This is a genomic window from Ruegeria sp. H7 (genome assembly GCF_056532945.1).
The window spans coordinates 127,084-139,817 of record NZ_JBQFNZ010000005.1; the positions used below are offsets into that span (position 1 = coordinate 127,084).

The window sequence follows — 12,734 nt, forward strand, 5'->3', positions numbered from 1 at the left end:
AGACATAAAGCATAAACACCTGTACCAGAAAAGAGAGAATTTCACGAGAGGGATTCGAATGCAGGCCCCCGACCACCTGTTTACTGACCTGAATGCCGCGACCATGGCGGGTGAGGCCGCATACGGGCTGATCCATGGGGCCGCGATTGCCGTTCAGGGCGGTCGGATTGTCTGGGTCGGTGCTCAGACGGAATTGCCTGCACAGTATTCGGCGCTGCCCAGAACCTCACTGGAGGGCCGTTTGGTAACGCCAGCACTGATCGACTGCCACACCCATGTGGTGCATGGCGGCCATCGCGCGGCCGAATTCGAAATGCGCCTGAACGGGGCCAGCTATGAACAGGTCGCGCGGGCCGGGGGTGGCATCATCTCGACCGTGAAGGCGACGCGCGCGGCCAGTGTCGATGACCTGATCGCGCAGGCGCTACCCCGCGTCGACGCGATGCTGGCCGAGGGCGTTTCCGTGATCGAGGTCAAATCGGGTTACGGGTTGGATCACGAAACCGAGTTGACCATGCTGCGCGCGGCCAGGGCTTTGCCCGAACACCGCCCGGTGCGCGTGGTGACCAGTTTCCTGGGTGCCCATGCAGTGCCTGCGGAATTTGCCGATCGGCCCACAGATTACATCGCCGAAATCTGCATCCCGACCCTGCGCGCCGCCCATGCCGAGGGTCTGGTCGATGCGGTAGATGCGTTCAGCGAAGCAATAGCCTTCCTGCCCGACCAGTTGGTGCCGTTGTTCGATGTGGCGCAGCAGCTTGGTCTGCCGATCAAGGTTCACGCCGAGCAACTGTCTAATCTGGGTGGTGCAAAGCTGGCCGCTTCATATGGCGCGTTGTCGGCGGACCACATCGAATATCTGGATGAAGACGGCGTTCAGGCCATGGCTGAGGCAGGTACCGTGGGCGTCATCCTACCCGGAGCGTTCTATACGCTGCGCGAGACACAGGCCCCGCCGATCGACCTGCTGCGCAAATACAATGTGCCGATGGCGCTGGCGACCGATTGCAATCCGGGCTCGGCCCCCCTGACGTCTTTGCTGCTGACGATGAACATGGCCTGCACCTTGTTTCGCATGACGCCCGAAGAGGCCTTGCAAGGGGTCACCACCAACGCCGCCCGCGCGCTGGGTCTGAGCGATTGCGGCCAGATTGCCCCCGGCCTGCGCGCCGATTTCGCGGTCTGGAACGTCTCGCACCCGGCGGAACTCGCCTATCGCATCGGCTTCAACCCGCTTCACGCCCGCATCATCGGAGGTGCGTTTTGACCCCGCTGACACTAACCCCCGGCGCTGTCTCGCTGGCGCAACTGGAACAGGTTTACCGCGAGGAATGCGCGGTGCGGCTTGACCCGGCCTGCCGCCCCGGCATCGAAGCGGCGCAGGCGCGCATTGCCGAGGCTGCGGCGGGTGAGGCGGCGGTTTACGGGGTCAATACGGGCTTTGGCAAACTGGCCAGCGTCAAGATTGCCGCCGAGGATACGGCGACCCTGCAACGTAATCTTATCCTGTCTCATTGCTGTGGTGTCGGTCCTGCGATCCCGCGCGCGGTTGCGCGGCTGATGATGGTGCTGAAACTGCTCAGCCTTGGGCGTGGCGCGTCCGGTGTGCGGCTGGAACTGATCGACCTGCTTGAAGCCATGCTCGACAAAGGCGTCACCCCGGTGATCCCGGCGCAGGGCTCGGTGGGCGCTTCGGGCGATCTGGCACCGCTGTCGCACATGGCGGCTGTCATGATGGGAGCGGGTGAAGCCGAATATGGTGGCGAGGTGATACCCGGCCACAAGGCGCTGATCGCCGCCGGTTTGACCCCGGTGGAACTCGGCCCCAAGGAAGGGCTGGCGCTGATCAACGGCACCCAGTTCTCGACCGCTTTTGCGCTGGCAGGTCTGTTCGGCGCATGGCAAGCCGCACAAAGCGCGTTGGTGACTTCGGCGCTGACCACGGATGCGATCATGGGGTCCACGGCCCCATTGCAACCGGAAATCCATATGTTGCGCGGCCATTGCGGCCAGATCGAGGCCGGGGCCACCATGCGCGCGCTGCTGGCCGGGTCGGTGATCCGCGAAAGCCACCGTGAGGGCGACACACGGGTTCAGGACCCTTATTGCATTCGCTGCCAACCGCAGGTCGTGGGTGCGGCGATGGATGTGCTGCGTCAGGCGGCCACCACGCTGGAGATCGAGGCAAATGCAGCCACCGACAACCCTCTGGTCCTGTCCGGGGCCGGTCTGATCGTCTCGGGTGGCAATTTCCATGCCGAGCCGGTGGGTTTTGCCGCCGACATGATCGCGCTGGCGGTGGCAGAGATCGGGGCGATCGCCCAACGCCGCATAGCGCTGATTGTCGATCCGGTACTCAGCTTTGATCTGCCGCCCTTCCTGACGCCCAATCCGGGGCTGAACTCGGGCCTCATGATTGCCGAAGTCACGACGGCCGCGCTGATGAGCGAGAACAAGCATCTGGCCAATCCCTGCGTCACGGACTCAACACCCACCTCTGCCAATCAGGAGGATCACGTCAGCATGGCCGCCCATGGCGCACGGCGTCTGGGGCAGATGGTGACCAATCTTGAACGCATTCTTGGGGTCGAACTGCTCTGCGCCACGCAAGGCGTCGAATTCCGCGCGCCGCTGCCCACCAGCGAGACCCTGCAGGGCGTGATGGCGCGCCTGCGCGCTGTGGTGCCGCCCCTGGGCGACGACCGCTATACCGCGCCGGATATCGAAGCCGCCTATACCCTGATTGCGAACGGTGAGATTGCCCATGGCACAGGTATAGACATGCCGGAGCTTGGCGCATGATCGACCCGGTTGAGGTCACGCGGGGCGACAGCCCCATCGTGCTGGGCCTGCCCCATACCGGCACTTATGTCCCTCCCGCGATCAAGGCAAAACTGAACGACCGGGGCAGGGGGCTTGACGATACCGACTGGCATATCCACCAGCTCTATGACGGGTTGCTGCCCGGTGCCACCACCGTGCGCGCCTCCTTCCACCGCTATGTGATTGATGCCAACCGCGACCCGTCGGGCGTGTCGCTTTATCCCGGGCAGAACACCACGACGCTGGTGCCGCTGACGGATTTTGACGGGCAGAACATTTGGGATCAGCCACCATCGGAGGCAGAAATCGCAGAGCGCCGCGCCACCTTCCACGCGCCCTATCACGCCGCGCTTGAGGCCGAACTGGCGCGGGTCAAGGCGATCCACGGTGTTGCGGTGCTGTATGATTGCCACTCGATCCGCAGTCATATCCCCTTCCTGTTTGACGGAACGCTACCGGACATGAACCTGGGCACGAATAACGGCACGACCTGCGCGCCCGAGATTGAGGCCATCGCCCATGAGTTTGCGGCCTCTTCGCCCTATAGCACAGTGCTGAACGGGCGGTTCAAGGGCGGCTGGACGACCCGCCATTATGGCCGCCCCGCCGAGGGGCTGCACGCCATTCAGATGGAACTGGCCCAATCCACATACCTGACCGCCGAGCGCCCACCGTGGTCCTATGACGAACGCAATGCCACGCGCCTGCGCCGCTGGCTGAAAGATATTCTCGACGCTATCCACGACACCGCATTGGAGCTTGCCCGATGACTGACCCTCGCAAAAACACCCGTGACGTGTACCCGCCCACAGGCCCTGAGTTGAACGCCAAAAGCTGGATGACCGAGGCGCCGCTGCGGATGTTGATGAACAACCTGCACCCGGACGTGGCCGAGAACCCGCATGAGCTGGTGGTCTATGGCGGCATCGGACGCGCGGCGCGGACGTGGAAGGATTTCGACACCATCGTCGCCAGCCTCAAGGATCTGGAAGAGGATGAGACGCTGGTGGTGCAGTCCGGCAAACCGGTGGCGATTGTGCGGACCCATTCGGATGCGCCTCGGGTGCTGATCGCCAACTCGAACCTGGTGCCGCATTGGGCGAACTGGGATCACTTCAATGAGCTCGATAAGAAGGGCCTGATGATGTACGGCCAGATGACCGCCGGCTCGTGGATCTATATCGGCACGCAGGGCATCGTGCAGGGCACCTATGAGACCTTTGCCGAGGCCGGGCGGCAGCATTATGACGGCGACCTGACCGGCAAGTGGATTCTGACCGGCGGTTTGGGCGGCATGGGCGGCGCGCAGCCTTTGGCGGCGGTCTTTGCCGGGGCCTGCTGTCTGGCGGTCGAGTGCAACCCGGACAGCATCGATTTCCGTCTGCGCACCAGATATCTGGATGAGAAGGCCGAGACGCTGGACGAAGCGTTGGAAATGATCGACCGCTGGACCAAGGCGGGTGAGGCGAAATCGGTCGGCCTGCTGGGCAACGCAGCCGAAATCTTCCCCGAAATCTATCGGCGGATGCAGGAAGGCGGCATGCGCCCCGACATCGTCACAGACCAGACCAGCGCCCATGATCCGGTCAACGGCTATCTGCCGCTGGGCTGGACCATGGCGCAGTGGAAAGACAAGCGCGAAAGCGATCCCAAGTCGGTTGAAAAAGCCTCGCGCGCGTCGATGAAACAACACGTGGCGGCGATGGTCGATTTCTGGAACGCAGGCGTGCCGACGCTGGATTACGGCAACAACATCCGTCAGGTGGCGCAGGATGAGGGGCTGGAAAACGCCTTTGCCTTCCCCGGCTTTGTCCCCGCCTATATCCGCCCGCTGTTCTGCCGTGGCATCGGCCCGTTCCGCTGGTGCGCGCTGTCGGGCGACCCGGAAGATATCTACAAGACCGACGCCAAGATGAAAGAGCTGTTCCCCGAGAACACCCATCTGCACAACTGGCTCGACATGGCGCAGGAGCGGATCGCCTTTCAGGGCCTGCCCGCTCGCATCTGCTGGATCGGACTGGGCGACCGCCACAAGGCGGGTCTGGCCTTCAACGAAATGGTGCGCAACGGCGAGTTGAAAGCCCCCGTGGTGATCGGCCGCGACCATCTGGATTCGGGCTCGGTCGCAAGCCCGAACCGTGAGACCGAGGCGATGAAGGACGGCTCGGATGCGGTTAGCGACTGGCCGCTGCTGAATGCGCTGGTCAACACCGCCTCGGGGGCGACATGGGTGTCGTTGCACCATGGCGGCGGGGTCGGTATGGGGTTCAGCCAGCACGCAGGCGTGGTGATTTGCGCTGATGGCACGGATGAGGCTGCAAAACGGCTGGAGCGCGTTCTGTGGAACGATCCGGCCTCGGGCGTTTGGCGTCATGCCGATGCGGGGTACGAGGATGCCAAAGCCTGCGCGCGCGAACACGGGTTGCGGCTGCCGGGCATTCTGGGCTGACACCTTGTTTCTCAATTGCGTACGAGATCGTCACAGAACGACGATGCGTCATATTGGGGTGATTGGCGTATAGAGTGTTGCGTCAAAACATTTTATCGATAATAACTCCAAAGCAACGCAAGCTGCAGGAAATTTTATAGATAAAATGATCATCCCCCATTCCGGCTGGACCCGCAAAACTGCGCAAGCTGTCTATGACCTTCCGTTGATGGATCTTCTGTTCCGGGCACAAACCGTGCATCGCGAGAACTTTGATCCCAATAAGGTTCAGACCTCAAAGCTGTTGTCGATCAAAACCGGCGGCTGTGCCGAGGATTGCGCCTATTGCTCGCAATCGGCCCGCAACGGCTCGACCCTGCCGGCGTCGAAACTGATCGAGATCCAGCGCGTTCTGGCCGAGGCGAAGAAAGCCAAGGATGGCGGCGCGACGCGGTTCTGCATGGGGGCGGCGTGGCGCGAGCCCAAGCCCCGTGACATGCCTGCACTGGTCGCCATGGTCGAAGGCGTCAAGGCGATGGGCATGGAAACCTGCATGACGCTGGGCATGCTGGATGACACTCAGGTCGTACAACTGCGCGATGCGGGGCTGGACTATTACAACCACAATATCGACACCTCGGAACGCTATTATTCCGAGGTCATCACCACCCGCACCTTCAGCGACAGGATCGACACCATGAACCGGGTGCAGGAAGCCGGGATCAAGGTCTGTTCGGGCGGTATTCTGGGCATGGGTGAGCATTCGGGCGACCGCATCGACATGTTGCTGACGCTGGCCAACATGCAGCCCGCACCGGATTCGGTTCCGATCAACATGCTGATGCCGCAGGCGGACACGCCCCTGGCCGATGCCGAGCCGATTGACCCGATTGAGTTTGTGCGGATCATCGCTCTGGCCCGGATCCTGATGCCGAAATCCTATGTGCGTCTGTCCGCCGGTCGCAGCGACATGAGCGATGAGATGCAGGCCATGTGTTTCTTTGCCGGTGCGAACTCGATCTTTGTGGGTGAGACGCTGCTGACGGCCGAAAACCCCGAAGAGGATGTGGATTCGATCCTGTTCGCCAAGCTGGGTATTCAGCCCGAGACGGCAGAAGATCACGCGCAGACGGAAGCTGCCGAATGACAGCAGTCGATCGGCTGGAGTCGATGCTTGGCACGCTGGATGCGCGCCATCGTCGTCGCCATTTGGCGGCGGCGAAAGGGCTGGACTTTGCGTCGAACGACTATCTGGGGCTGGCGAGCTCGCAACTGTTGCGGGACGCCGCGCAGGACGCGGTGGCGCGTGGCGTGCCAGTGGGGTCCGGCGGGTCGCGCCTGCTGCGCGGCAACCACCCCGAACACGAAGTGCTGGAGCATGAGGCCGCCGCGTTTTTCGGTGCCGAGGCTGCCCTGTTCATGGGCGGCGGGTTTCAGGCCAATCAGGCGATCTTTTCCACCCTTCCGGCGGCAGATGATCTGGTTCTGCACGACGCGCTGGTCCATGCCAGCGCCCATGAAGGGATGCGCGCCAGCCGCGCGGATCTGCGGTCGTTCCGGCACAATGATGTAAGCGATGCCCGGGCGGTGGCGGCAGAATGGCGTGCGGCAGGGGGCACCGGGCAGATCTGGATTGCCGTCGAAAGTGTCTATTCGATGGAGGGTGATCTTGCCCCGCTATCGGATTTCGCGACCCTTGCACGGGAATTCGATGCGATTCTCGTTGTGGACGAAGCGCACGCCACCGGCGTCTATGGCGCGCACGGAGAAGGTCTGGCGCATGATCTGGACGCGCAACTGTTGACATTGCACACTTGCGGCAAAGGGTTGGGTGTCGCCGGGGGATTGATCTGCGGACCTCGGGTGATGATCGACGCGTTGATCAACCGCGCACGACCGTTCATCTTCGCAACCGCTCCTTCGCCGCTGAACGCAGCGCTGGTGCGCGCAGCTTTGCAGGCGCTGGCCTCGGACACAGGGCTGGTACAGGCCGCGCAGGGCCGCATTCGCCATGCACATTCGGTGGCGCGCCAGCAGGGCATCGCCGAAACTGCCCTGAACAGCCAGATCATCCCGGTCATTCTGGGCGATGAGGCGCGCACGATGGCCATGGCCTCGGCCCTGCAAGAGCGTGGCTTTGACGTGCGCGGCATCCGCCCGCCCACCGTTCCGCGCGGCACGTCGCGCCTGAGGATCTCGATCACCGGCAATGTGGATCATGCCGACATCTCGGCCCTGTTCACCGCGCTGGCCCAACAGCAATCGGAGGCCGCATGAGCGCGCTGATCGTCACCGGCACCGATACGGGTGTCGGCAAAACCGTCTTCTCTGCCGGGCTGACCGCTGCCTTGGGTGCGACATACTGGAAGCCGGTGCAGTCGGGGCTGGAAGACGCCACTGACACCGACATCGTTCGGGACCTGTCCGGTGCCGAAGTTCTGCCCGAGGCCTACCGACTGAACATGCCCGCCTCACCCCATCTGTCCGCCGAGGATATGGGGCTGGAAATCGATGCAAAGCGCCTGTCCCTGCCGCAGGTTGACGGGCCCTTGGTTGTCGAAGGGGCAGGGGGCCTGATGGTGCCGCTGAACCGCAAGCTGTTCTATCTGGACCTGATCGCGCAATGGAGGGCCCCGGTTGTGCTGGTCGCACGGACCGCTTTGGGCACGATCAACCACACCACGTTGTCCCTGATGGCGCTGCGAAATGCAGGGTGCCGCGTGGTGGGCTTGGCTTTTGTGGGTGAGCCCGAGCCGGATGTGGAACAGACCATCGTCCAGATGTGCGATGTGCGTCATCTGGGGCGTCTGCCCATGCTGCCCGACCTGTCTCGTGACGCTCTGGCCAACGCATTCCAGGCCATCGATGTCGATGCCATCCGGGGGGAGCTATGACCCCGCTGGATTTTGACGCCCGCCACCTGTGGCACCCCTATACCAACGTGGCTGATCCCGGCCCGATGCACCTGATCGACCGGGCCGATGGTGTGTATCTGTACCGTGAAGACGGGGCGAAGTTGATCGACGCCATGTCCTCGTGGTGGTGCGCGATCCATGGGCATAAGCACCCCGAGATTACCTCAGCTATGCAGCGTCAGCTGGAGAAGATGCCGCATGTGATGTTCGGCGGTCTGACCCATCATCCGGCCATCAATCTGGGGCGCAGGATGGTTGACATGCTGCCCGAGGGGTTGGACCGGATATTCTACTGCGACAGCGGCTCGGTCTCGGTCGAGGTGTCGATGAAAATGGCGGTGCAGTATCAGATGGCCCATGGCCGCACCGGCAAGGTCGAATTTGCGACCGTGCGCGGCGGCTATCACGGTGACACCTGGAAAGCGATGAGCGTCTGTGACCCGGTCACCGGGATGCATGGGCTGTTCCGTGGTGCCTTGTCGATCCAGCACTTCCTGCCGCGTCCGCATGTGCGGCTGGACGACGAATGGCCTGAGGATTCGGCGCAAAACGGGCTTGAGCCGCTGGAACGCCTGCTCGACGAAAAGGGCGACCAGCTTGCGGCGCTGATCCTTGAACCGGTCGTGCAGGGCACGGGGGGGATGTATTTCTATCACCCCGAATGGCTGCGCGCGGCACGGGCTTTGTGTGACGCCCACAACGTTCTGATCATCTTTGACGAGATCGCAACCGGCTTTGGCCGCACCGGCAAGTTATTTGCCATCGATCATGCGTGTGTAACACCTGACATCCTGTGTCTGGGCAAAGCGCTGACGGGCGGGCATATTTCGTTCGCGGCGACGGTGACCAGCGAGAAGATCGCCTATGGCATCGGCAACAGCGAGGCGGGCGTGTTCATGCATGGCCCGACCTATATGGCCAACCCGTTGGCCTGTGTCGCGGGTTCGGCCAGCCTTAGCCTTCTGGCCGAAGGTCATTGGACCGGGCAGGTGGCTGCCATCGAAAGCCAGATGCGGGCTGAACTGGAGCCCGCCCGCCACTTGCCGGGCGTCGCAGACGTCAGGGTTTTGGGCGCGATTGGCGTGATCGAGATGAAGGATACGGTTGATCCCCGGATCGCACACCGCCTTGCCCCGCAAACCGGCGTCTGGCTGCGCCCCTTTGCGCGCAACATCTACACGATGCCGCCCTACATCATCTCGGCTGATGAGCTGAGCCGCGTCACGGCGGCCATGGTTGCGCTGGCCGGAGGTGCGCAGTGAAGCATAAGTGGCTGTCACGTTCGAACGGAACCGACCTGACCCTTGTCTTCGGGGGCTGGGCACTTGGGGCTGCGCCTTTTGATGGTCTGACCGATGCGGACAACCTGTTGCTTGTTCAGGATTACACGCAGATCGATGCGCCACTACCGTTGGATGGGTTTGATCGCGTTCGCCTTCTGGCGTTTTCTTTCGGGGTTGTATCGGCAGCGCATTGGCTGGCGCAGACCGGTTTCCGGCCTGACCGGCTGGTTGCTGTCAGCGGGACGTTGAACCCGGCCAGCACCGAATTTGGCATCGCACCCGACCTGATCCGGGCAACGGCGGATAACCTGTCTGACGCGAGTTTCACCAAGTTCTGTCGCCGGGCCGGATTGGTCAGGTCTGTGCCCGCGCTGGACATTGCCGCCGCACGTGACGAACTGCTTGCCGTGATCGATCGGGGCGCGGCCCACGATCCCGGCTTTGACCGCATCTGGATACCTCAGCGGGATCGCGTCATCCCCACCACCGCGCAAGAGGCCGCATGGACGGATCGGTCAGACATTATCCGGCGCGTCGATACCCCTCATGTCCCGTTTGCAGCGGGTCAAAGCTGGGCGGAGTGGTTTGCATGACAGTCCATCTGACAGACAAGGTGCAACGCAGTTTCAGCCGCAGTTTTCACACCTATCACGATGCGGCAAACCAGCAGGCCTGGGTGGCCGAGAAGCTGGTGGACGAGTTACACCGGCTGGGCGCGCCCAATCAGTATCGGGCGGGGTTCGAGCTGGGCTGCGGCACCGGGCATCTGAGCCGTTTGTTGCGCGCGCAGTTCTCGGTTGATCACCTGAGCCTGAACGACATCGCCCCGCAGGCCCGCGAAACGGCGCATGCGGTGGGTGCCGGATTTATCGAAGGTGACGCGCGGCAGGTATCCTGGCCCGCGCATATCGATCTGTTGGTGTCCGCTTCTATGATTCAGTGGATGGAGAACCCGGCTGATCTGTTGCGCAAAGCGGCCAAGGCTCTGGCCCCCGGCGGTTGGCTAGCCGTATCCGGTTTCGGCCCGAAACAGTATCAGGAGTTGCGGCAGATCGGATCCGCTGCGCAGGCACCGGGCCTGTGTGGGGCGGAGGAAATGCGCGCAGCTATCGAAGATGTACTGATCGTCAAATCCGCCGGTGAGAGCCTGCGGCCCTCCTACTTTGCCACCCCGCGCGACGTGCTGCGGCACCTGCGCAACACCGGCGTGAACGGTCGCGCGCAACGTGCCTGGACCAAATCAACGCTGGCCCGGTTCGAACAGGACTATTGGACAGAATTCGGCGATGGGCAGGGTGTGCCGCTGACCTACCATCCGGTCTGGATCATTGCCCAGAAACGCGAAGGCTAATCCTTTACCACCAGATCGATTTCGTTCTCGGCCAACATGTCGCGAATGCCCTGCGACGGCTGGGTGTCGGTGAAAAACAGGTTGATCTTCGTCGGAACCTCAAGCGTCACGGGCGCCCGTTTGCCCAGCTTTTCGCCATCGGCCACCACCACACGCACCTGAGCGTTGTCGATTGCGATCCGCGCCAGGTTGGCCTCTTGTAAATCATGCAGCATGAAGCCCAGATCGGCGTTTACCGCCCCGACCGACAGGATCGCAAAGCGGACGTTCAATCGCCTGATCAACTCCTGCGCTTCCACCCCGAACGCGCCGCCGTCATGGGGGCGCAGCTCACCCCCGGCCATGAACACGCGGTTGTTGTTATGCGCGGCCAGCGTGTTGGCCACGACAACCGAATTTGTCACCACAAACAGGTCCTTATGATCCCGAAGGGCCTGCGCCACATAAGCTGTCGTCGACCCGATATCGAGGAACAGGGAATCCCCGTCGCTGATGATCTCGGCGACGGCTTTGGCCAGCTTTTCCTTGGCGTCGACCTTACTGTCCAAACGGCTTTCCAGCGAAGGTTCCAGCAGGTTTTCGACCAGATGAACGCCGCCATGGACCTTGCGGACGATACTGCGCTCTTCCAGATTTCGCACATTGCGGCGGATGGTTTCCAGCGTCACGCCAAGTTCATTGGCCAGCACGCTGACCCGACAGGATCCGCCCGACCGGAACAGGGCGCGCAAGATCTCATCTTCTCGCTGATTTGTGGTTTTCAGGTTCATTGGGTCCATGGTGATGGCAGTAGTTGACACTAGGGGTACCACAACTACCACATAAAGCAACGCAATTGCCAGAATTTGCGCGGTTAGGTTTTAATTTGAGAGTATTTATGTGGCTTAACGTGGTTTTTATTGACACAAAACCCCACAATGTGGTCGTCTTTCAATAATACCACCGATTCACAAAGAAAAACCACGACAGGGAGATGGTATAATGCAACTCAAACTGGGACTTAGCGTATTGGCTTTGGCGGTTGCGGGCGTGACCTCGGCGGGGGCTGTGGAATCCTCGGACCCGATCAAGCTGACGCTGCATGACTGGTCAGGGCAATTGATCAACACCAAGATCATGGGCTCGATCCTGCAAGAGGCGGGGTATAACGTCGAATATGTGCAGGCTGATTACATCGCGCAGTTTGCGGGCCTGAAAACCGGCGATCTGCATCTGGCGATGGAGATCTGGGAAACCACCGGGCGCGAGGCGCTGGATGAGGCGACAGCCTCGGGCAACGTCGTGAACGTGGGTGAAACCGGGCTGATGGCGATCGAGGAATGGTGGTATCCGTCTTACATGAAAGACCGCTGCCCCGGCCTGCCGAACTGGGAGGCACTGAAAGACTGCGCCGAGGAGTTCGCCACCGCCGAAACCGCGCCAAACGGGCGTTATGTGGGCGGCCCGGTAACCTGGGGCGGGTTCGACGAAGAGCGTGTCGAAGCGCTGGAGCTTGAGTTCGAGGTTGTCCACGCAGGCACCGATGCGGCCCTGTTCGCCGAATTGGAATCCGCTTATCAGCGCGAAGATCCGATCATGCTGTGGGTCTATGTCCCCCATTGGGCACCGGCAAAATACGACGGTGAATTCGTTGAATTCCCGCCGTTTTCCCCGGAATGCTACGCAGATCCGTCAGTCGGGGTGAACCCCGATCTGGCCTATGACTGCGGCAAGCCGCGCGGCCCGATCTGGAAGGCGGCCTGGTCCGGTTTGCAGGAAAAATGGCCGGGCGCCTATGACATCATCGAAGCCTACAGCATCAATAACGATGAGATGAGCGCGATGGTCGGCAAGGCAGATTTGGACGGCGTCGAGATTGATACCGTTGTTGCAGATTGGATGGGGGCCAATAAAGACCGATGGTCTGGCTGGATCTCCAAGTAATCTGCATTGGC

At 61.9% G+C, this 12,734-nt stretch carries 12 protein-coding genes; 11 read left to right on the forward strand and 1 reads right to left on the reverse strand.

Annotated elements, in window-relative coordinates:
* The first annotated feature begins 58 nt into the window (after positions 1-58).
* The 10 genes from hutI (at position 59) to ACR0AC_RS12665 (ending at position 10,800) form a co-directional block, all read left to right on the forward strand.
* Positions 59-1,267 carry an imidazolonepropionase gene (hutI, locus tag ACR0AC_RS12620; protein WP_170453861.1) on the forward strand — a complete coding sequence of 403 codons (1,209 nt, stop codon included), beginning with the start codon at positions 59-61 and terminating at the stop codon, positions 1,265-1,267.
* On the forward strand, positions 1,264-2,802 hold the full coding sequence (gene hutH, locus ACR0AC_RS12625; RefSeq protein ID WP_480873790.1) for a histidine ammonia-lyase: 1,539 nt from the start codon (positions 1,264-1,266) through the stop codon (positions 2,800-2,802). Before hutI ends, hutH begins: the two co-directional genes overlap by 4 nt.
* A complete protein-coding gene (hutG, locus tag ACR0AC_RS12630; RefSeq protein WP_480873793.1) occupies positions 2,799-3,593 on the forward strand; it encodes an N-formylglutamate deformylase in 795 nt (264 codons plus the stop codon). The genes hutH and hutG overlap by 4 nt, the downstream gene beginning before the upstream one ends.
* Positions 3,590-5,272 (forward strand): urocanate hydratase, encoded by a 1,683-nt coding sequence (hutU, locus tag ACR0AC_RS12635; RefSeq protein ID WP_480873796.1) that lies wholly within the window; start codon positions 3,590-3,592, stop codon positions 5,270-5,272. The genes hutG and hutU overlap by 4 nt, the downstream gene beginning before the upstream one ends.
* A gap of 145 nt (positions 5,273-5,417) precedes the next feature.
* Complete coding sequence (gene bioB / locus ACR0AC_RS12640; protein ID WP_170453854.1) at positions 5,418-6,398, forward strand: biotin synthase BioB; 981 nt, start codon at positions 5,418-5,420, stop codon at positions 6,396-6,398.
* Entirely contained in the window at positions 6,395-7,528 is a 1,134-nt protein-coding gene (locus ACR0AC_RS12645; protein ID WP_480873798.1) for an 8-amino-7-oxononanoate synthase, read from the forward strand. Before bioB ends, ACR0AC_RS12645 begins: the two co-directional genes overlap by 4 nt.
* Positions 7,525-8,145, forward strand: coding sequence for a dethiobiotin synthase (gene bioD, locus ACR0AC_RS12650; protein WP_480873801.1), 621 nt, complete (start codon positions 7,525-7,527; stop codon positions 8,143-8,145). The genes ACR0AC_RS12645 and bioD overlap by 4 nt, the downstream gene beginning before the upstream one ends.
* A complete protein-coding gene (gene bioA / locus ACR0AC_RS12655) occupies positions 8,142-9,428 on the forward strand; it encodes an adenosylmethionine--8-amino-7-oxononanoate transaminase (protein ID WP_480873804.1) in 1,287 nt (428 codons plus the stop codon). Before bioD ends, bioA begins: the two co-directional genes overlap by 4 nt.
* Complete coding sequence (locus ACR0AC_RS12660; protein ID WP_480873807.1) at positions 9,425-10,042, forward strand: pimeloyl-ACP methyl esterase BioG family protein; 618 nt, start codon at positions 9,425-9,427, stop codon at positions 10,040-10,042. Before bioA ends, ACR0AC_RS12660 begins: the two co-directional genes overlap by 4 nt.
* Complete coding sequence (locus tag ACR0AC_RS12665; protein ID WP_480873810.1) at positions 10,039-10,800, forward strand: methyltransferase domain-containing protein; 762 nt, start codon at positions 10,039-10,041, stop codon at positions 10,798-10,800. Before ACR0AC_RS12660 ends, ACR0AC_RS12665 begins: the two co-directional genes overlap by 4 nt.
* Here the strand turns inward: ACR0AC_RS12665 and ACR0AC_RS12670 are convergent.
* Complete coding sequence (locus ACR0AC_RS12670) at positions 10,797-11,600, reverse strand: DeoR/GlpR family DNA-binding transcription regulator (RefSeq protein ID WP_480873813.1); 804 nt, start codon at positions 11,598-11,600, stop codon at positions 10,797-10,799. The genes ACR0AC_RS12665 and ACR0AC_RS12670 overlap by 4 nt on opposite strands.
* 181 nt (positions 11,601-11,781) lie before the next feature.
* On the opposite strand from ACR0AC_RS12670, the gene ACR0AC_RS12675 reads away from it, so the two are divergent.
* Positions 11,782-12,723, forward strand: coding sequence for an ABC transporter substrate-binding protein (locus ACR0AC_RS12675; protein WP_170632431.1), 942 nt, complete (start codon positions 11,782-11,784; stop codon positions 12,721-12,723).
* Positions 12,724-12,734: the final 11 nt, after the last annotated feature.